This window comes from Bacillus sp. SCT118, assembly GCF_058566435.1.
Map to the genome: position 1 here is coordinate 623,028 of NZ_CP191225.1, position 20,012 is coordinate 643,039.

Annotated in this window: 15 protein-coding genes; 11 read left to right on the forward strand and 4 right to left on the reverse strand. The window is 44.3% G+C overall.

What is annotated here, in order from left to right; genetic code table 11:
• The first annotated feature begins 211 nt into the window (after positions 1-211).
• On the forward strand, positions 212-565 hold the full coding sequence (gene swrA / locus ACQVGT_RS03120) for a swarming motility protein SwrAA (RefSeq protein ID WP_015251121.1): 354 nt from the start codon (positions 212-214) through the stop codon (positions 563-565).
• Between the two features lie 78 nt (positions 566-643).
• Positions 644-1,837, forward strand: a complete 1,194-nt coding sequence (gene minJ, locus ACQVGT_RS03125) for a cell division topological determinant MinJ (RefSeq protein WP_015384773.1) — start codon at positions 644-646, stop codon at positions 1,835-1,837.
• Between the two features lie 47 nt (positions 1,838-1,884).
• Here the strand turns inward: minJ and ACQVGT_RS03130 are convergent, their stop codons facing one another.
• From ACQVGT_RS03130 to ACQVGT_RS03140, 3 genes are all read right to left on the reverse strand, one after another.
• Positions 1,885-3,219 (reverse strand): MFS transporter, encoded by a 1,335-nt coding sequence (locus tag ACQVGT_RS03130; RefSeq protein ID WP_015384772.1) that lies wholly within the window; start codon positions 3,217-3,219, stop codon positions 1,885-1,887.
• Positions 3,220-3,249: 30 nt separating this feature from the next.
• The gene (locus ACQVGT_RS03135) at positions 3,250-3,819 is read right to left on the reverse strand and encodes a TetR/AcrR family transcriptional regulator (RefSeq protein ID WP_003244088.1); all 570 of its coding nucleotides are present in this window, start codon (positions 3,817-3,819) and stop codon (positions 3,250-3,252) included.
• A 75-nt stretch (positions 3,820-3,894) separates the two neighbouring features.
• Positions 3,895-6,390, reverse strand: a complete 2,496-nt coding sequence (locus tag ACQVGT_RS03140) for a PEP/pyruvate-binding domain-containing protein (RefSeq protein ID WP_015483760.1) — start codon at positions 6,388-6,390, stop codon at positions 3,895-3,897.
• 446 nt (positions 6,391-6,836) lie between these two features.
• Between ACQVGT_RS03140 and ACQVGT_RS03145 the strand changes: the two genes are divergently transcribed.
• The 4 genes from ACQVGT_RS03145 (at position 6,837) to hag (ending at position 13,279) form a co-directional block, all read left to right on the forward strand.
• Positions 6,837-7,067, forward strand: coding sequence for a CsbA family protein (locus tag ACQVGT_RS03145; protein ID WP_003228053.1), 231 nt, complete (start codon positions 6,837-6,839; stop codon positions 7,065-7,067).
• 185 nt (positions 7,068-7,252) lie between these two features.
• Entirely contained in the window at positions 7,253-9,238 is a 1,986-nt protein-coding gene (uvrB, locus tag ACQVGT_RS03150; protein ID WP_015384769.1) for an excinuclease ABC subunit UvrB, read from the forward strand.
• 7 nt (positions 9,239-9,245) lie between these two features.
• Positions 9,246-12,119 carry an excinuclease ABC subunit UvrA gene (uvrA, locus tag ACQVGT_RS03155; RefSeq protein ID WP_014478114.1) on the forward strand — a complete coding sequence of 958 codons (2,874 nt, stop codon included), beginning with the start codon at positions 9,246-9,248 and terminating at the stop codon, positions 12,117-12,119.
• 338 nt (positions 12,120-12,457) lie between these two features.
• On the forward strand, positions 12,458-13,279 hold the full coding sequence (gene hag / locus ACQVGT_RS03160; protein WP_046340271.1) for a flagellin Hag: 822 nt from the start codon (positions 12,458-12,460) through the stop codon (positions 13,277-13,279).
• Between the two features lie 198 nt (positions 13,280-13,477).
• Here hag and ACQVGT_RS03165 read toward each other — a convergent pair whose 3' ends face one another.
• On the reverse strand, positions 13,478-13,708 hold the full coding sequence (locus ACQVGT_RS03165) for a hypothetical protein (RefSeq protein ID WP_003235419.1): 231 nt from the start codon (positions 13,706-13,708) through the stop codon (positions 13,478-13,480).
• 217 nt (positions 13,709-13,925) lie between these two features.
• On the opposite strand from ACQVGT_RS03165, the gene yvlA reads away from it, so the two are divergent.
• From yvlA to ACQVGT_RS03190, 5 genes are all read left to right on the forward strand, one after another.
• Entirely contained in the window at positions 13,926-14,252 is a 327-nt protein-coding gene (gene yvlA, locus ACQVGT_RS03170; protein WP_003244375.1) for a protein YvlA, read from the forward strand.
• A 24-nt stretch (positions 14,253-14,276) separates the two neighbouring features.
• Complete coding sequence (locus ACQVGT_RS03175; RefSeq protein WP_015384764.1) at positions 14,277-15,374, forward strand: DUF4097 family beta strand repeat-containing protein; 1,098 nt, start codon at positions 14,277-14,279, stop codon at positions 15,372-15,374.
• Positions 15,375-15,378: 4 nt separating this feature from the next.
• A complete protein-coding gene (locus tag ACQVGT_RS03180; protein ID WP_015384763.1) occupies positions 15,379-15,576 on the forward strand; it encodes a PspC domain-containing protein in 198 nt (65 codons plus the stop codon).
• A 1-nt stretch (position 15,577) separates the two neighbouring features.
• Entirely contained in the window at positions 15,578-15,937 is a 360-nt protein-coding gene (locus ACQVGT_RS03185; RefSeq protein WP_003228066.1) for a phage holin family protein, read from the forward strand.
• Positions 15,938-16,136: 199 nt separating this feature from the next.
• The gene (locus tag ACQVGT_RS03190; RefSeq protein ID WP_046340270.1) at positions 16,137-20,006 is read left to right on the forward strand and encodes a lamin tail domain-containing metallophosphoesterase family protein; all 3,870 of its coding nucleotides are present in this window, start codon (positions 16,137-16,139) and stop codon (positions 20,004-20,006) included.
• Positions 20,007-20,012 lie beyond the last annotated feature (6 nt).

A 20,012-nucleotide genomic window follows, 5' to 3' on the forward strand; every position in this document is an offset into this window, starting at 1 on the left:
TATGCATTTAAAATGAAACTTTTGCAAGTTGCCTAGTCTTTGTTTACTTCATACAATATAAGAAGGTTCTAAAAAGAACAGTAATCAGGTTAATGGCAGCTGAACGACAGGTATTTAAAGAGTAACGTTAGCGAGAATGCTTGTTAGCACTCCAGTACTGCTGCTTATACTGGCCCGTGCTTATCTGTATAAAGAAAATGGGGGTTCACAATTGAAGAGGGCAAGTATTGTGCGTGAAAAAAAATATTATGAATTAGTGGAACAATTAAAAGACAGAACACAAGACGTAACATTTTCAGCTACAAAAGCACTAAGTCTTCTTATGCTGTTCAGCAGATATTTGGTCAATTACACCAATGTCGAATCAGTAAATGACATTAATGAGGAATGCGCCAAACATTATTTTAACTACTTAATGAAAAACCATAAGCGATTAGGAATTAATCTGACAGATATAAAAAGGTCGATGCATCTAATCAGCGGGTTATTGGATGTGGATGTCAACCACTATTTAAAGGATTTTTCACTATCGAATGTCACGCTGTGGATGACGCAAGAGAGATAAACTCTCCTGAGGATATCCAAGCCATTTAATATTTGATAGAATATGAGTAACATGTTTGGCTTGAGGCGGTGAGAGATAGTGTCTGTTCAATGGGGAATTGAACTGTTAAAAAGCGCGGGCTTGTTCTTCTTACACCCGCTTTTCTGGTTTTTTATCATCATAACCCTGGCTTTCGGCTATGTAAGAATCAAACGGGAACGAAAAACCTTTCATACAAGAATAGCAGATATTTATGATGATCTGAAATTTACATATACAAAGGGACTGATTCCAGGTCTTCTTTTGTCAGTTATTTTAGGTGGACTCGGAATATCGATTCCTCTCGGTTTACTTGCGATTATTGCCGTTATCACTGCAGCGGCAGCGTTCACTCTTCGCGCAAACTGGATGTCTGCTGCATATATCGTCAGTGTGAGTATGCTGATAGGTTTTGGACTGCAAATATATCAGGCGGAGCCCTTTCTGGAGAGATTTCCGCAAGGATTTGCAGTTGTTTGGCCGGCTGTGGCTGTGTTTCTAGGTTTGCTGATTATCACTGAAGGAGCGGTTGCTTATCGTTCTGCGCATGTGAGAACATCACCGGCACTTGTCGTAAGCAGCCGCGGTTTGCCGATCGGACAGCAGCTGGCAAACCGGGTTTGGCTTTTGCCGCTGTTCCTTCTCGTGCCCGGTAATGGTTTAGAATCGCACCTTAGCTGGTGGCCCGTGTTTACTGTTCCCGGCGGCTCATTCCATTTTCTATGGGTTCCTTACTTTGTCGGATTTGGACAAAGGGTACAGGGATCGCTGCCCGAAACGAGTATAAGGGTCACAGCGAAACGCGTTTGTATTCTCGGTCTTGCCGTCGCAGTTCTCGGTGCAGCGAGCTTACTGTGGACGCCGCTTGCGGGTGCAGCGGTCTGTACTGCTTTGTTAGGGCGCATTTTTCTGTCCATAAAGCAAAGAGTGAATGATAACGCGGCTCCGTTTTATTTCTCGAAAAGGGATCAGGGCTTAATGGTGCTTGGAATTATCCCAAATACGCCGGCTGAGGATCTGGAATTGAAAATCGGGGAAATCATAACGAAAGTCAATGGCATACCGGTTAAGAACGTTTCTGATTTCTATGAAGCGCTTCAGCATAATCGTGCATATGTGAAGCTTGAAATTATCGGTTTGAATGGAGAAATTCGTTTTGACCAACGAGCTTCTTATGAAGGAGAACATCATGAATTGGGCATCCTCTTCGTAAAGGATGACCGTGAAGACGAAGCAGCCGCTTCTGGATCATAAAAGGCAGCCCGGCACCGCAGGAAGATGCGATGCCGGGCTGTTTTGTGTTACGCTGAGTTTTTTTCTATCCGTGCCGTTTCATCAGATTTGATGCCCAATGAAACAAAAACGCCGATGATGGATACAGCAAAGAGAATCATAAATAGGATGTGATATCCCGAAATCAGGCCAATTAAGGCTGATGAAATGATGCTTCCGAAATAACGGAAGGTCGAGAAAATCCCGGATGCCACTCCTGACATACCGGGGTCTACTGTGGCAAGGGATGAAACCTGCATGCTGGTCAGACCGACTCCGGAAGCGAGCCCGCCAAGGATAAGAGAGAGCATGAGGAACAAGACAGAATGCGAGCTGCTTAACAGAAAAAATAATAGATTCGCACCAGCCATCATGGCAAATGAAAGAAAAATGATTTTTTTTGCTCCCCATTTGTGATGGAGCTGCGCGCCCACCCAGTTGCTGGCTGACATGAAGATCGAAAATACAGAAAGCGCCATCCCGCTGTTAGACGTATTAAGCCCAAATTGGCTCGTCATAAATAACGGCATAATCAATAAGACGGCATACATCATCAAATTGCTTAACAAGACTGATAGATTCGCATTTGTAAAGGTTGAGCTTTTAAACAGTTCAAAGTCAATGATGGGGTGCTGGGTACGTTTTTCTCTTCTGAAAAAAAGCGGAACAAAAAGAAGTATCAATACACTGTATACCGCATATCCCCATGGAGCCTCATTTTTCGTCAGCAGGATAATTGAAACGATGCTGCCTGCAAGCAAGAGAGAGCCGATGATATCCAGCGGCGCGTCAGATTTATTTTCTTTATATTGAGGAAACATCGTTAATGCCGTAAATAAAGCAATGGCGAGGAACGGGATGTTGACCCAAAAAATCGAATGCCAGCTGAAGCTGTCAATCAGTATAGAGCCGATAAAAGGCCCGAGTGCTGCACCAAGTCCCGCACCCAGTCCGAAAAATCCAAACACTTTCGGTAGGCGTTTTTCAGAAACAACATGCCGGATAATGGCAATGCTGTTTGGCGTAAGCAATGCCCCGCCGACAGCCTGCAATGCCCGAAAGACAATTAACAGGAGCAGACTCGGTGAAAGGGCGCAGCCTAGAGATGCGATTAGAAAAAGGCCGACTCCCCATAAGTACATTGTTTTATTGCCGTACATGTCACCGAGCTTTCCTGCAATCGGCTGTGTGACTGCCATCACGATTAAATAAACGGTAACCACCCAAGTGATGCTTGCGATGGACTCGTTATACGTATGGGAGATAGATGAGAGCGCGACCGCGATCATCGTTGAATTAATGGGAACCAGAATGGCCCCCAATAATAGCGAGACGATCAGCGCCCATTCTTTTCTTGAGCTCATTGGGATCCTCCTTTTTATTATGCCAAGGAGTTAATCAGCAGAAATTCCTTTGACAAATAGAGCTGTGCTGTGCTCCAGCATTTTTTCCTGGGGCATTGATATGACCCGGTCTCCTAAGTGGAGACGGTGAATGAAATAACCGAAGATAATCGACATGAACACGTCGGCATGCTCCGCTTCATTTCCTGTCTGAATAACCCCTTTCTCACCCATCGTTTTGAGATAATCAACCAATAGCTGTTTCATAGATTGGGGATATTCAGTGACGTGGTTAATGACATCCTGAAACATGGCCGGTTCACGAAAGCTGATTTTAATGATATCTTTTCTATGTTCGAGCTCCTCCAAGAGACAGGTTCCGATATGAAGCAGGTCTTTGTACAAATCCCCTTCTGTTTGTTCCAAAATGCTGCCTCTGTTTGAAGAATGCTGAGAAAGCAAAGCCTCAACTAGTCCTTGTTTGTTTTTAAAGTTCCTGAAAATCGTCGCTTCACTTACATTTGCTTTTTCTGCAATTTCTTTTGTAGTCGTTGCGCGATATCCTTTTTTGACGAGCAGCTGCATGGCAGCGTCAAGGATTCTCTTGTTTGTCGGTCTCAATACGTTTCACCTCACGAATATACTGGCAGGACAAGTATACACCCGCCCCGCTTGTATAAGAAAGAGGGGGACGCATCAGGACCGGCTGACAACTGTGATTTTGCCGCTGCTTCCGTCAACAGTGATGATGTCACCGTCTCGCAGTCTTTCGGTTGCCGTGCGTGTGCCGAGAACGGCTGGAATGCCGTATTCACGGGCAATAATCGCAGCGTGAGACAAAATGCCGCCTGTGTCTGTAATTATTGCTTTGGCGTCTTGAAACAGGCTGGTCCATAGCGGTGTGGTCATCTTGCAAACGAGTACGGCCCCAGGCGCGAATTGAGAAAATTCATTGGCGTCCCGAATGATTTTCACCGGACCTGTCGCAATGCCGCTTGATGCCGCAATGCCAAAAATATGATTCTCTGTGTTTTTTTCATCCTCTATCACAGCGCCGACAATTTCTTCAGCAGCTTTGAGCTGTTCTTTTGTCGGGGTGCCGAGATAGGCCGGGGCTTGGGCTAGCTCATACTCATGAAAAATCTGTCTGCGTTTTTCAGCCTTTTCTTGCAGGGATACAGGGTGAAGAAGCGCTTGTTCCACTTCGTCGTCATATAAGAACCAAAGGTCCTCACGATCTTGAATGACACCGTTTTCCGCCAGCAATTCACCTATCTTCAGCAAAAAGATTCTCGCCTTGGCATCCAGCATGGCATCAATATAAAAGTGGTGATCATCTTTTATATTTGCAGAGTTCAGTGTCCATTGATAATAGCGGTCAAATTCGGTGCGTAAACCGGGATCTTCTATGTTTTCCAAGAATTCATTGTATAATTTCTCTCGTTTTTCTTTCGTTTTCTGAAATTCATTGTCAAAATGATAGCCATTACGGACATAATTTTGAATATTGGCCAGAGCGAAATACGGATTTTCCACCCAGATTTGTTCAATCAGATCATGACTTTTAACAGATCTCCATCCGTATTCTTGCAAGAATTCATGGACGTTCTTCAGGAAGTGTCTTCCCTCACCTGTTTGTTCCAATTTCTCCTGGAGCTGTTCAGGCTTGTTGTTTTCAAAAATGGCCAAAAGGTTCGGGTTCTCCTGAACTTCCACAGAAAATAACCATAAGCAACGGTCCGTTTCCAGTGATTTGTTCATTTTTCCTGTCAGCATCTCGTAAAAATGAGCGTTTTCGGACTCTCCTTGAATGTCCTGATACATCGCTTGCAGTTTGTTTGTTAAAAGGATTTGCGGGAAAACGATATTGAAGTGCTCTTCATAAGCCGTGAGATAAAAGGCCTTTAGTTTTTGAAAAGCATCCAGTGCGCTTTCTGCGGTATGCTCAGTTTGTGCGAGCTGGTCCAGTGTCCGGTAAAAAGGGAGGTATGTGTGATTGATGATGTCATACATATGCTCCGATAAAATCGGGAAAAGCTCTTTGCCACAGTCTTCAGAAGGAGGCTGCTGTCCGCCTTGGTTTTTGGAATAAATATGTCCGCGATAAAGTTTTACTTCATCAACAACTACACCAATCGGAAACTTTTGCATGCTCTTCTTCAAGCCATATTCCAATGCCGGCACGATGAAGGATGAAAATAACGGACTCACCGGACCTTCAATATTAGACTCCATGTTAAGCCAGAAATCATTCATATCAGCGTCGGTAATCATGAAGCTGCGTTTTTCTTCTGCCGCCTTTTTGTCCTGATCAATGGTTGTAATCGGGCGAGCTTGCAGAAGGTATATTTGATGATCAGCAATTCCAAATTCTATATCGACAGGATATCCGTACAGGTCTTCGGTTTTTTTTGTGATTTCAGCCAATTCAATCACTTGTTCATCTGTAAGGCAAAAACGGCTGCGCATGTCTTCACTCGTTTCTTTTTCAGCAATTCCTTCTGCCGCAGACTCCATGTAGATTTCCTTTGCACCTATTTCTTTCTGAATCTCAAACGAAGATTTATTAACAATGAACGTGTCTGGGGTAACACTTCCTGAAACAACAGCTTCACCCAACCCGTAGCTGGCGCTGATTAAAAGCTCTCTATCATCATGGGTAACAGGGTTGCGGCTGAAGATAACACCTGACATTTCTGAATCGATCAGCCCCTGAACGACTATTCCCATTAACGGCTCTGCGATTTGATTGTTCATTTTTTTCTTATAGCTGCTGACCCGCCCAGAAAAAAATGAGGCCCAGCATTCTTTCACTTTAGCCAGAAACTCTTCCTCTGTTTTGATATTTAAGTAGGTTTCATATTGACCCGCGAATGAGGCGCCTTCTAAATCTTCCGAGGCAGACGAAGAACGCACGGCTACGGATCGATATGATTCTCTAAGCTTATAAAAGGAACTAGTCAGCTCATTTTTCAGCTCATCCGAAAATGTTCCGGAAATGATCCCGCTTTCGACGTTTTCGCTAGTCTCTTGAAGCTGGTTGTCCTCCATAAAACGTGCGAGCGCATTCGTTTGAATAATAAACCCGTCCGGAACAGGAAGACCGTGTTTGGTCAATTTAATCAAATTCATTCCTTTTGCTCCAGCCAGCTGGCTGGACTCTTCTGCCTGGCGAAATAAAACAGAATACATATTTGAAACCCCTCTTTTCTTCATTCATTTTGTTTTTCTCTCTAGTCTTTTTATTGCGGAGCCTGTGTTTAAAAAAATGATAGTAAACACTATCATTCAATTGTAGTTTTTCAGGAAAATGCTGTCAAACGCAGAAAGTCCTAAATAAAATGAATAGTTAAGTTGGTTATATTATCCTGAAAAATGCGGCCGTACTGGTACTGTATGCCTATTTTCTCTTATTCTCGGAATCTGGCGGCGGACTTGATGATGTAATAAAAAAAGTGCCGCTGATTAGAACAGCGGCACCATGGAATAAGTTTTGACCGGCACCAAAATGCAAATATGGTGATTGATTTTGGCTGAAAAGGGGTATGGTGTAGCAGAGGGAGCGAATGCACGATTGTCCGATTCTTCATTTTTTACTATAATCAGATCAGATGAAGAATCCCTGAGGAGGGTTTTTGTTGATTACAAAAGCCGTTTTTGCATTGTTTTTCCCTTTTATGCTTGTTGTTCTATTTACTAGAGTCACCTTTAATCATTATGTGGCGATCGCTTTAACAGCTGCATTGCTGTTTGCCTCTTATTTAAAAGGCTATACAGAAACGTATTTTATTGTAGGATTGGATGTTGTGTCTCTTGTGGCTGGGGGACTGTATATGGCCAAAAAAGCTGCAGAGAAAAAAGAAGAATAAATCGGACATAATGAATATAAAGACTGAATGCCTGCTTTTACGATTTAAAAGCAGGTTTTTTATACACAAAAACAGCTGGAAATAAAAAACCACCGAACTTTAGTTCGTATTTTTGGTGATTTTGCTTTCCATTGTGTTACTATATCTATAGGAAGATTTCGTTAAAGAAACGGAGGCTTATTTTTGTGAAAGATCGCTTTGAGTTAGTCTCGAAATATCAGCCCCAGGGAGATCAGCCGAAAGCCATTGAAAAGCTTGTGAAAGGAATTCAGGAGGGCAAGAAGCATCAGACTCTGCTGGGTGCGACAGGAACTGGGAAAACATTTACGGTGTCTAATTTGATTAAAGAAGTCAATAAGCCGACTCTCGTGATTGCCCATAACAAAACCCTTGCTGGACAGCTTTACAGTGAGTTCAAGGAATTTTTTCCGAACAATGCTGTCGAGTATTTTGTCAGCTACTATGATTATTATCAGCCGGAGGCGTATGTGCCTCAAACGGATACATTTATAGAGAAAGACGCTAGTATTAATGATGAAATTGATAAACTGAGACACTCCGCCACATCAGCTTTGTTTGAGCGCAGAGATGTCATTATTATTGCGAGTGTGTCTTGTATATACGGCCTCGGTTCGCCTGAGGAATACCGGGAAATGGTTGTGTCACTGCGGAGTGAAATGGAAATTGAGCGCAACGAGCTGCTCAGAAAACTTGTAGACATCCAATATGCCCGCAACGATATCGACTTTCAGCGCGGTACATTTCGTGTGCGCGGGGATGTAGTGGAAATTTTTCCGGCATCCCGTGATGAGCATTGTGTCAGAGTTGAATTTTTCGGTGACGAAATTGAACGGATTCGGGAAGTGGATGCGCTGACAGGAGAAATTCTCGGCGACCGAGATCATGTTGCGATTTTCCCGGCATCCCACTTCGTAACGCGGGCCGAGAAAATGGAGAAGGCGATTCAAAATATCGAGAAAGAGCTTGAGGAGCAGCTGAAGGTCATGCACGAAAACGGCAAGCTGCTTGAAGCGCAGCGTTTAGAGCAGCGGACAAGATATGATCTTGAAATGATGCGTGAAATGGGGTTCTGCTCCGGCATCGAGAACTATTCAAGACATTTGACTCTGCGGCCTCCAGGTTCAACGCCGTATACGCTTCTTGATTATTTCCCAGACGATTTTATGATCGTGGTGGATGAGTCGCATGTGACAATTCCTCAGGTGCGCGGCATGTTTAACGGAGACCAGGCGCGGAAACAGGTGCTCGTGGATCACGGCTTTCGGCTTCCATCAGCGCTTGATAACCGTCCGCTTCGTTTTGAGGAATTTGAAAAGCATATGCACAATATCGTGTATGTATCAGCAACACCAGGGCCGTACGAGATTGAACATACAGATGAAATGGTCGAACAGATCATTCGTCCGACGGGGCTTCTTGACCCGCTTATTGACGTACGTCCAATCGAAGGCCAGATTGACGACTTGATCGGCGAAATTCAAACAAGAATCGAGCGGAATGAACGGGTGCTTGTGACAACTTTGACGAAGAAGATGTCAGAGGATCTGACCGATTATTTAAAGGAAATCGGCATTAAAGTAAACTATCTGCATTCTGAGATCAAAACGCTTGAACGGATTGAAATTATCCGCGACCTTCGCCTTGGCAAGTACGATGTGCTTGTCGGCATCAACCTGCTGAGGGAAGGTTTGGACATTCCCGAAGTATCCCTTGTTGCGATTTTGGATGCGGATAAGGAAGGTTTCCTTCGTTCGGAGCGTTCGCTGATCCAGACCATTGGACGGGCAGCGAGAAATGCGGAAGGCCGCGTCATTATGTACGCCGATAAAATAACAAAGTCTATGGAAATTGCGATTAATGAAACAAAACGCCGCCGCGAGCAGCAGGAGCGGTTTAACGAAGAGCACGGCATTACGCCGAAAACAATAAATAAAGAAATTCGCGATGTCATTCGTGCCACAGTAGCAGCTGAGGATAAAGCGGAATACAAAACAAAAGCCGCGCCGAAGCTGTCGAAAATGACGAAGAAAGAACGCCAGAAAGTCGTTGAACAGATGGAGCATGAAATGAAGGAAGCCGCCAAGGCGCTTGACTTTGAAAGAGCCGCGGAGCTTCGCGATTTACTTTTAGAGCTAAAAGCGGAAGGATGATGAACAAATGGCTATGGATCGGATAGAGGTGAAGGGAGCCAGGGCGCATAACCTGAAAAATATAGATGTAACGATTCCGAGAGATCAGCTTGTTGTTGTCACGGGTTTGTCCGGATCAGGTAAATCCTCCCTTGCCTTTGACACGATATATGCTGAAGGACAGAGACGGTATGTCGAGTCGCTGTCTGCTTATGCCCGCCAGTTTTTAGGGCAAATGGATAAGCCTGATGTGGATGCAATTGAGGGGCTCTCTCCCGCCATCAGCATTGATCAGAAAACAACGAGCCGCAATCCGAGGTCTACTGTCGGTACGGTAACTGAGATTTATGATTATCTGCGTCTTTTATATGCGAGAGTAGGGAAGCCTCATTGTCCGGAGCACGGAATTGAGATTACATCCCAGACCATCGAGCAAATGGTGGACAGAATTCTGGAATACCCGGAACGGACGAAGCTTCAGGTGCTGGCGCCGATTGTCTCAGGCCGAAAAGGCGCTCATGTCAAAGTGCTTGAACAGATTAGAAAACAAGGCTATGTCAGAGTCAGAATTGACGGCGAGATGGCTGAGCTTTCCGACGATATCGAATTAGAAAAGAACAAGAAGCATTCTATTGAGGTAGTCATTGACCGGATTGTCGTGAAAGAAGGCGTGGCAGCCCGGCTGTCAGATTCATTGGAAACGGCGCTCCGTTTAGGGGAAGGACGGGTTATGATCGATGTCATCGGTGAGGAAGAGCTGATGTTCAGCGAGCATCATGCCTGTCCGCACTGCGGATTTTCAATTGGTGAGCTTGAGCCGCGTCTGTTTTCGTTTAACAGTCCGTTCGGGGCGTGTCCGACGTGTGACGGTCTCGGAATGAAGCTTGAAGTGGATGCCGATCTTGTCATCCCCAATCAAGATTTGTCATTGAAGGAGAATGCGGTTGCCCCTTGGACACCGATCAGCTCACAATATTATCCTCAGCTGCTTGAGGCAGTCTGCACCCACTACGGGATTGATATGGATGTGCCGGTCAAAGATTTGCCGAAGCATCAACTGGATAAAGTGCTGTACGGCAGCGGAGATGACCTGATTTATTTCCGATATGAAAATGATTTTGGACAAATCCGCGAAGGTGAAATTCAATTTGAAGGCGTATTGCGCAACATTGAAAGACGCTATAAGGAGACAGGCTCCGATTTCATCCGTGAGCAAATGGAGCAGTATATGTCTCAGAAATCTTGTCCGACGTGCAAAGGCTATCGGTTAAAGAAAGAGGCGCTTGCCGTACTGATTGACGGCCGCCACATTGGAAAAATTACCGAGCTGTCTGTCGCCGACGCACTTGCCTTCTTTAAAGATCTCACCCTTTCTGAGAAGGATATGCAGATCGCCAATTTGATTTTGCGCGAAATTGTGGAGCGCTTAAGCTTTCTGGACAAAGTCGGCCTCGATTACCTGACATTGAGCAGGGCAGCGGGTACATTGTCCGGGGGAGAGGCGCAGCGCATCAGGCTGGCGACTCAAATTGGCTCGCGTTTATCCGGTGTGCTTTATATTTTAGATGAGCCGTCTATCGGTCTGCATCAGCGTGATAACGACCGCTTGATCAGCGCTCTGAAAAATATGAGAGACCTCGGGAACACGCTGATTGTTGTCGAACATGATGAGGACACGATGATGGCAGCAGATTATTTAATAGACATTGGACCGGGAGCCGGCATTCATGGCGGACAGGTGACATCTGCGGGTACGCCGGAAGAAGTGATGGAAGATCCAAACTCATTAACGGGCAGCTATTTATCAGGGAAAAAGTTTATCCCATTGCCTCCTGAAAGAAGAAAGCCGGACGGACGTTACATTGAAATTAAAGGTGCTTCAGAAAACAACCTGAAAAAAGTGAATGCCAAGTTCCCGCTTGGGACGTTTACAGCAGTTACAGGTGTTTCCGGTTCAGGAAAGAGTACACTCGTCAATGAAATTTTGCATAAGGCGCTGGCGCAAAAGCTTCATAAAGCGAAAGCGAAGCCCGGCAGCCATAAAGAGATTAAAGGTTTGGATCATTTAGACAAAGTCATTGACATTGACCAGGCGCCAATCGGAAGAACGCCGAGATCCAACCCTGCGACATACACCGGTGTATTTGATGACATTCGTGATGTATTCGCGCAGACAAATGAAGCGAAGGTCCGCGGCTATAAAAAAGGCCGTTTCAGCTTCAACGTGAAGGGCGGACGATGTGAAGCCTGCCGCGGAGACGGGATTATTAAAATAGAAATGCACTTCCTTCCTGACGTATACGTTCCATGCGAGGTGTGTCACGGCAAACGCTATAACCGTGAAACGCTTGAAGTGACGTACAAAGGAAAAAGCATCTCTGATGTGCTTGATATGACGGTTGAAGATGCTCTTTCTTTCTTTGAAAATATCCCGAAAATCAAACGTAAGCTCCAAACCCTTTATGATGTTGGTTTAGGTTATATTACGCTCGGCCAGCCGGCGACGACCTTGTCAGGCGGAGAAGCGCAGCGCGTGAAGCTCGCATCAGAGCTGCACAAACGCTCGACCGGACGCACGCTCTACATTTTAGATGAGCCGACGACAGGTTTGCATGTCGACGATATCGCCAGGCTTCTTGTCGTGCTGCAACGGTTGGTAGACAACGGAGACACTGTACTGGTTATTGAGCATAACCTTGATATCATTAAGACGGCCGATTACATTGTGGATTTGGGCCCGGAAGGCGGAGCCGGGGGCGGAACCATTGTCGCGTCAGGAACGCCTGAGGAAATCACTGAAGTGGAAGAATCATATACAGGCCGTTATTTGAAGCCTGTTATCGAACGTGACAAAACACGCATGAAATCGCTCTTGAAAGCGAAAGAAACAGCTACATCTTAAAACCCTCTGTTAAGAGGGGACAGCTTGTCAGCAAGTCCATCCTTGGACTTAGCAGGCAAGCTTTTTCTTTACGGCATAATAGGTTTAGAATCGTCTTTGGGTAAAATTTCTTTGGGAAAACGCCTAAACATTTACAAATTGCTGTCGATATATGAATTGAAAGGCGGATGAAGATTTCCAAATTAAGCAGACAAACCCTATTAAGGGGCTTAAAGGCATCCTTAAGCAATAACTGAATCTACATAGGTTAGAAGCTTTATTGGAGTCTGATACGCCAGAAATCAAAGAAAAGGAAGTCTTTGATTTCAAAAACATATACACATGGAGGTATTTTTCACATGAGAATCAACCACAATATTGCAGCGCTTAACACACTAAACCGTTTGTCTTCAAACAACAGTGCGAGCTCAAAAAACATGGAGAAACTTTCTTCTGGTCTTCGCATCAACCGTGCGGGAGATGACGCAGCGGGTCTTGCGATTTCTGAAAAAATGAGAGGACAAATCAGAGGTCTTGAAATGGCTTCTAAAAACTCTCAAGACGGAATTTCTCTTATTCAAACAGCTGAGGGTGCATTGACTGAAACCCATGCAATCCTTCAACGTATGCGTGAACTTACTGTTCAAGCAGGAAACACAGGTACACAGCAAACTGAAGATTTAACTGCAATTAAAGATGAAATGGATGCTTTAACTGAAGAGATCGATGGAATTTCTCAACGTACTGAATTTAACGGAAAAAAACTTTTAGACGGTAGTGAAACAGCAGGATTTACATTCCAAATTGGTGCAAATGCTGGCCAAAATATTAATGTTACAATTGGTAACATGGATGCAACAACTTTAGGAGTAAAAGGTATCGATGTTTCAGCAGATGATTTTAGTTTTGACACTGAGATTGTTAAAATCGATAGTGCAATTACAAGTGTTTCAAACCAACGTGCTAAACTTGGTGCGGTACAAAACCGTCTAGAGCACACAATCAATAACTTAAGCGCTTCTGGTGAAAACCTGACTGCTGCTGAGTCTCGTATTCGTGACGTTGACATGGCGAAAGAAATGAGCGATTTCACAAAAAACAACATTCTTTCTCAAGCTTCTCAAGCGATGCTTGCTCAAGCAAACCAACAGCCGCAAAACGTGCTTCAATTGTTACGTTAATTTTGAACGGCTATCTCTTTCTGTTAGTTACAGCTTGCCGACAGAGTCCATTAACTGGATGTGCCGGCAGGCTTTTTTTGTTACAATCATTTTGTGACAGCCAGGGAATCACTTGTTTTTTCAAAACAAAAAAGGCAAGATATTGTCATCTAACCTTTAACTTTGTTTCAGTTATAATGAATGATATGTTTTCCGCAATTACAAAGTCTTCTTATACAGCTGCTTACTTACACTCATTAAATCTTGAACAATATGCGTGTTGCTGCTGTCGAGCAGCACTTTTATATATTGGATATCGTGAGAGATCGGGAAGGGTCCGTGAATCTGCTCAAGCTCGGCGATCATTTCACGATTCATTCTTTTTTGTTCATGAATCAGCTTTAACACTGATTCTTGTGTTACTGTATAGTCACTGGGATCTTTCTCCATTGCTTGTCCAGCCTCCTTGGTTGCCGTAAGCTTTTTACATATTGTAATCGGTATAGCCGGAAGATTCTACTTCTAAAACTTTTTAAAATCCAATTTCCGTAAATCGGAGCATGTCTAAAGAATGAATTTGAAACCTGAAGAGATTTTAAACGTATAAATAAGTAAAACGTCCCTGATCTTTTGTCATGGACAATCTACAATAGGAGTGTGGAATGAATTGAACCGTAATCAAGCTATTATTGCATCACTTTGTTATTTCAGTGTGTTCATTGCGCCAATCATTGTGCCGATTGTCGCTTATTTTGTTGTAAATGAGAAAGAAACAAAACGCCATGCGATACGCTCTCTTATTTCTCACATTGTTCCGTTTGTCGGCTGGCTGTTCCTTTTTATTGCTTTACTTGGCGGAGCCGTTGCGATTGATGGAGACAGCTTGCTTCCTGTATTTGTAATCATTGGGGGAGCGGTTATTTATTTCTTAGTTGTCATTGGCATTATCATTTGGAATGTGATTCAGGGCATTAAGGTCCTGCGTGCAGCATAAGTAGACAATGGGGAGGAGATCGTAATGAAGCAAGAAAAGGAACGAATCCTTAAGCTTGTTGAGGAAGGAAAGCTTACAGCACAAGAAGCTTTGACACTGATTGAAAAGCTTGACAGCGACTACAAGGAAAAAGAAGAGAAAATCACAGCGCTCTCAGTTCACGTTCATGACGAGGAAGAGCCATTTACAACGGCAAAAAAAGAAAGCGGCAAGCCGTCTTTAGGAGCCAAGCTGTTTGACTGGATTGATTCTGCTGTGAAAAAGGTCAAGGAAGTTGACCTTGATTTAAACTTTGGCCATGCGTATGATGTTCAGCACATTTTTCAATTTAAAGATACTGACTTTTCCAGTGTTGAGCTTCAAATTGCCAATGGCAGCGTGAATATCGTCCCTTGGGAAGATGACGATATCAGAGCGGAATGCCAGGCGAAGGTATATCGCGCTGACAGCCAGGATGCGGCGAGACACGCATTTCTTCAGCATATTGAATGTGAAATCAAAGGTAATAAATTTTTTATCCGTACTGAGAAAAAGACGATGAAAACGAATGTCACTTTGTATATTCCTCAGAAGGAGTATGATAAGATTCGAGTGAAGCTGTTTAACGGTCCGGTCAGAGGGGAACATTTACATGTAAAAGAGTTCTCAGCGAAAACGACAAACGGCGTGTTGTCGTTCTCGCACTTAACAGCCGAAAAAGCCATAGCTGAAACGGCCAACGGGCAAATTAAGCTCGCCAGCCACAGCTGCGAAACGATAGAAGCGGAAACCATTAACGGATTGATCGATCTCCGAGGGAAAAGCGAATCCATTGACGTTCAAAGCTTTAACGGAAATATTGCGATTAACGTTACAGAATCGGACTGCCGCTCCATTTATGCAAAAACAACGACTGGAAGTGTGGAGCTTGCGATTCCGGACGATCTCGCAGTGAAGGCAGAGCTGAAAAGCAATCTTGGTTCGCTGTCCCATGAATTAATGGATGTTGAGATGCTGAAGGAAAAAAATGATACCATTCAAAAAGAAATGATGTTCACTTCAAATCAGGCACATGATCAAAACATCACCGTCTTCTCAGAATCACTAACAGGCGCCATCAAACTAAAGTACTCACAGAGGTGATCGAATGAATAAGCTTTATCGCTCAGAAAAAAATAAGAAAATCGCCGGTGTTATCGGAGGTCTCGCGGAATATTTCAATTGGGACGCATCACTCCTCAGAGTCATAACTGTCATCTTAGCCATTATGACAAGTGTCTTCCCGGTTTTGCTCATTTATATCATTTGGATTTTTATCGTCCCGTCAGAAAGGGATATGAAATGACATGGTAAAATGGGCAGTCAGCATTTTAGTCAATGCATTGTTATTAATCGTCATTGATGGATATATTGACTCCATCCATATCAGCAGCATTGGGGCAGCGATTATCGCCAGCCTCATTTTATCGATCTTAAACGTGCTGATTAAACCGCTTTTAATTATCTTTACACTGCCGGTCACCATGGTGACGCTTGGACTCTTCTTGTTTGTGATTAACGCCATCACGCTTATGATGACCGCGTCCATTATGGGTGACAGTTTTCAAATCGACGGCTTCGGCACAGCGATATGGGCATCCGTTATCCTGTCGGTCTTCCATTTGCTGATTCAAAAAGGCATTTTAGAGCCTCTTAGAAAAAAATAAAAAAAGCTGCCCGCAAAGGCAGCTTTTTTACATGTTTTGCAGCCTCCTTAAAAAATTGTGAAGTGAAGTGTTCGCTTTTTGTCAGCAGTCCCGCGTATATGTCGTATACCATCTGCTTTGTCAGATTGGATATTGTTTAAAAATGAACTCATAAGCTTCCCTGTTCAGACGCAAAATACATGAAAAGGGAGGTGCTTTGATGAGGAAATACACGGTTATTGCTTCTATATTACTGTCTTTTCTTTCCGTTTTGTCTGGCGGCCATCATGAATCGAAAGCTTTTCCTGTTGTACAGCAGGAACTATTTCAAACGCCTCATTACATACCCTTGCTTGAAAATCCTCCTCAAATTGATGTGAAAGCTGAAATGAGAAACAATCTAATGATTGAGGCTCAAGTTCGCGATAATTCGTATCAAGCATTTTCCGCCTTTCTTTTTTATAAACAAAGTAATGAGCTGGGCTACAAAATGGTGCCGATGGACCCGACCCCCGGAGCGGTCCGCAAGTTTTTGGCACAAATTCCGAAACGTTTGATTTGGAACAGCGAGCTTGAGTATTACATTGTGATGTCGAATGGGAAGCAGCGGGTGAAGTCGGAGACGAAGAAACTGAAGCTTGAAGGATACCAGGCTGACCTTGCCCATATTCCGGAGCTTCTGATCACAGAGCTGGCGGTTGATACGAAGAACATAGGACGCGCAGACGGTTATGAATTTATTGAGATTTTTAATACGACTGACAGAACGATTGATTTTAAAGACTACCATATCCGTTACCGCTACCCAAAAGAAGGGCCTGACTCCGATCTGATTTGGAGGCCTGATGAAAGGATCTTGATACCATCCGGCGAAACGTTTGTCGTCTGGCTGAAGCCTGCCGGGCATCCAGAATTGACGTCAGAGGATTTCAATCGTTATTATCAGACACAACTAAAAGAAGGAAAAAATCTCGCGGTGATAGACGAGACAGAGGGTATGGCCAATACGAGGCCGCGGGCCGTTGTGATATCAACGAATACAGGAAAGGACATTTCGGTTGCGCATTATCGGAAACATGCGCTGCGCCGGCTGTCATCAGTGCTTTATAAGTATCCGCTGAACGGAACCGCAGAACTTCTGAACATTTCAATCGGGGAAAAGAATCCGTCTCCTGGAACCGTATTACAGGCACAGGTGCCCGAGCAGAAACGGAAAATCAAGCTCGATAAAGAAAAGCCGGTCATTGAGGATTTGACTGACCGCAAGCCTGTCCGCCCTGCTGAAAGCATTGAGCTGCGGGCTGACATACGGGACCGAAGTCTAGTGAAAACAGCGGCCTTTTACTACCGGACGGATGAGAACAAACCGTTTAAGCGAATTCTTGCTGAAAAAGACCGCAACGATAATCTCTACCATTATATTGTGTATTCGCCTGAATTGATCGGGAAGGATCAGCTAGAGTATTATGTGGCGGCCGGGGACGGGATCAATGAAGCGAGAACGCCGGTCAAAATGATTGATATTAAACAAACAAGCAAGTCGCACGGCCTGCGGATGAATATTGAAAACAGAGACACGCTGTCGGGAACTCAGTTTCTCAAAGCCACGACAGAAGGGCGAGCTGACCGCATTAAGCTATGGGTTGACGGGAAAAAACAAGTGACAGAGCCCGCGATGGAAAAAGAAGTATATTTTGCATTCGATACGAGGAAAACGAACCTTTATTTTAAAAACGCGGTAACGATGGAAGGCAAAGTGCTGAAGGTGTTCGATGATACAACAAATAAATACCGCACCTATTCTGTTCCATTGCCAGAGACACTGCTTCGGAAAGGGAAGCAGCTGCAGCGTATTACAATACGATCGGGTTCGAAGGTGTCTCCGTTTGATACGGCTGAAAACCGTGATGACTTCTTAGTCAAAAACGCCCGATTGGTGTTATCGGATGGAACGGTGATCAGGGATCAGAGGGTGTCCCCTGAGAAGGAACTTTTTATTGGCGATAATCAGCGCTCGAATAAAAGCTGGCAATTCCAGTTCAATCTGCCTGACGGACTGTTTACATCACAGCTGCTGGAGTGGGATACATCAAAGCTTTCTGAAGGCGCTCACCATATTCAAGCAAGCGACGGCAAGGAAAATGTCAGCCTGGTTGTACGGGTAGATAATTCAGGACCTCACATTGAGCCGAATATCACCGAGGGGCAAACGTATAAAGGAAACCTTATTCTGCAGGCGGATATGTATGATAAATGGAGCAAAATTGAGGAAGCGGAAGCGTCTTTAGATGGAGAAAGCGTTACACTCCCATATCATACGTCATCTTCTGACCTTTTGCCGGGAAAACATTCTCTAAAAGTGACAGCAACGGATCTCGCGGGCAATAAAACAGTGATTGAGAGGATATTTAAAACCGAACGAGAGCATCCGGACCAGCCGGAGGTTATAGACAGCGAAGCCGACACGCATAAGGCCAAGCTTTCTGTACGGGTGAAAGATCCGACGAATGATGCCATGGATGTTGGTTTTTATAGGGGATTTCAATATACAGCGCGCAATCATGTGAAAATATTTAAGCACGCGTCACTGACTGAACCGCCGAAAAGCTTTGTGCCGGAAAGGGAGACCCCATTTACGAATAAAGAATTGGAGCGGGTATCAGCTGTTGATGGAAAAACAGTATCGACAGAAAACAAAGAGCTTTTCCCTTATCATCGCTTTGAAGTGACGGTTGATCCATCAATTGATGAGAATGATCTGGCTGAAGCAGTCTGGAAGGGCAGTTCTTTGCCGGGGAGAAAGGTGACGATGTATGCTTGGAATTATCGGACAAACGAATGGCAGCCAGTTGACAGCTTCGTCGCGAAGGATGACAAACCGTTTACGCTGAAAGCGTCTGTGATTGCCGCCGATTTTGTACGGGAGTCGAAAATGAATGTGATTGTACAGGATGAAATTCCCCCTGCGAAGGATATGTACACATTTGTCTGGATGTCTGATACACAGTATTACGCCGAAAGCTATCCGCATATTTTTGATAAACAGACCGAATGGATAAAAGATAATCAAAAGCAGCTCAATATCAAATATGTGTTCCACACGGGTGATATTGTAGATGATTCCGCTGATATCAGACAGTGGAAAAACGCTGATCGGTCAATGTCCGTTCTGGATAAGAGCGGAATTCCTTACGGCGTGCTGGCCGGCAACCACGATGTCGGGCATAAGGACGGCTCCTACAGGGCGTTTGGCAAATATTTTGGCAGCGATCGTTTTGATAAAAAATTGCATTATGGCGGTTCCTATAAAAACAACCGCGGACATTATGACCTGATTTCTAGCAACGGCAATGATTATATCATGCTGTACATGGGATGGGGCATTACGGATGAAGACATCGCGTGGATGAATCAGGTGTTGAAGAAACACCCTGACCGGATGGCAATTTTAGCTTTTCATGAGTATTTGCTGGTCAGCGGAAACAGAAGCCCAATCGGAGAGAAAATATTCAAAGAAATCGTAAAGCCGAACCCGAATGTCGTGATGGTGTTGAGCGGGCATTATCATAGTGCGATGAGAAAAACAGATGAGCTGGATGATGATGGTGATGGGAAACCGGATCGTCTTGTGCATCAAATGCTGGCCGATTATCAGGGCGGGCCAGAAGGCGGTCAAGGGTATTTGCGTTTGCTTCAATTTGACCAGACCAATGACATGGTGCACGTATCGACGTATTCTCCGTATGTAAAGGATAAGAATTACTATGATACGGATATCTATGGCAACAAGGATGAATTTTCCCTTTCGCTTGATTTGAAGCCAAGAATCAAAAAGGTGGAAACGGATTATTTTGAATGTAACGTATATACCAATGAAGAGCTCGGAAAACGGGAGCAAGTGAAGAGCGGGGATACAGCTGAATTCCGCTGGGATCATCTTGAACCGCAGTCTGTTTATTATTGGTACATTATAGTGGAAGACAGTTTTAACGGCAAAACGAAATCACCGATCTGGAAGTTCAAGACGAAAAAAGAAACATATCGTCCGGCACCAGACCAGTTTGATTTTCGCCATGTCTCCAATCCTTAAAAAGGG

Excerpts from the sequence above, each read along its gene's own strand:
- ACQVGT_RS03140 (WP_015483760.1), bottom strand. The coding sequence starts at position 6,390 with ATGTATTCTGTTTTATTTCGCCAGGCAGAAGAGTCCAGCCAGCTGGCT.
- uvrA (WP_014478114.1), top strand. The coding sequence starts at position 9,246 with ATGGCTATGGATCGGATAGAGGTGAAGGGAGCCAGGGCGCATAACCTG.
- ACQVGT_RS03190 (WP_046340270.1), top strand. The coding sequence starts at position 16,137 with ATGAGGAAATACACGGTTATTGCTTCTATATTACTGTCTTTTCTTTCC.
- ACQVGT_RS03185 (WP_003228066.1), top strand. The coding sequence starts at position 15,578 with ATGGTAAAATGGGCAGTCAGCATTTTAGTCAATGCATTGTTATTAATC.
- ACQVGT_RS03175 (WP_015384764.1), top strand. The coding sequence starts at position 14,277 with ATGAAGCAAGAAAAGGAACGAATCCTTAAGCTTGTTGAGGAAGGAAAG.
- ACQVGT_RS03165 (WP_003235419.1), bottom strand. The coding sequence starts at position 13,708 with ATGGAGAAAGATCCCAGTGACTATACAGTAACACAAGAATCAGTGTTA.
- ACQVGT_RS03130 (WP_015384772.1), bottom strand. The coding sequence starts at position 3,219 with ATGAGCTCAAGAAAAGAATGGGCGCTGATCGTCTCGCTATTATTGGGG.
- ACQVGT_RS03180 (WP_015384763.1), top strand. The coding sequence starts at position 15,379 with ATGAATAAGCTTTATCGCTCAGAAAAAAATAAGAAAATCGCCGGTGTT.
- hag (WP_046340271.1), top strand. The coding sequence starts at position 12,458 with ATGAGAATCAACCACAATATTGCAGCGCTTAACACACTAAACCGTTTG.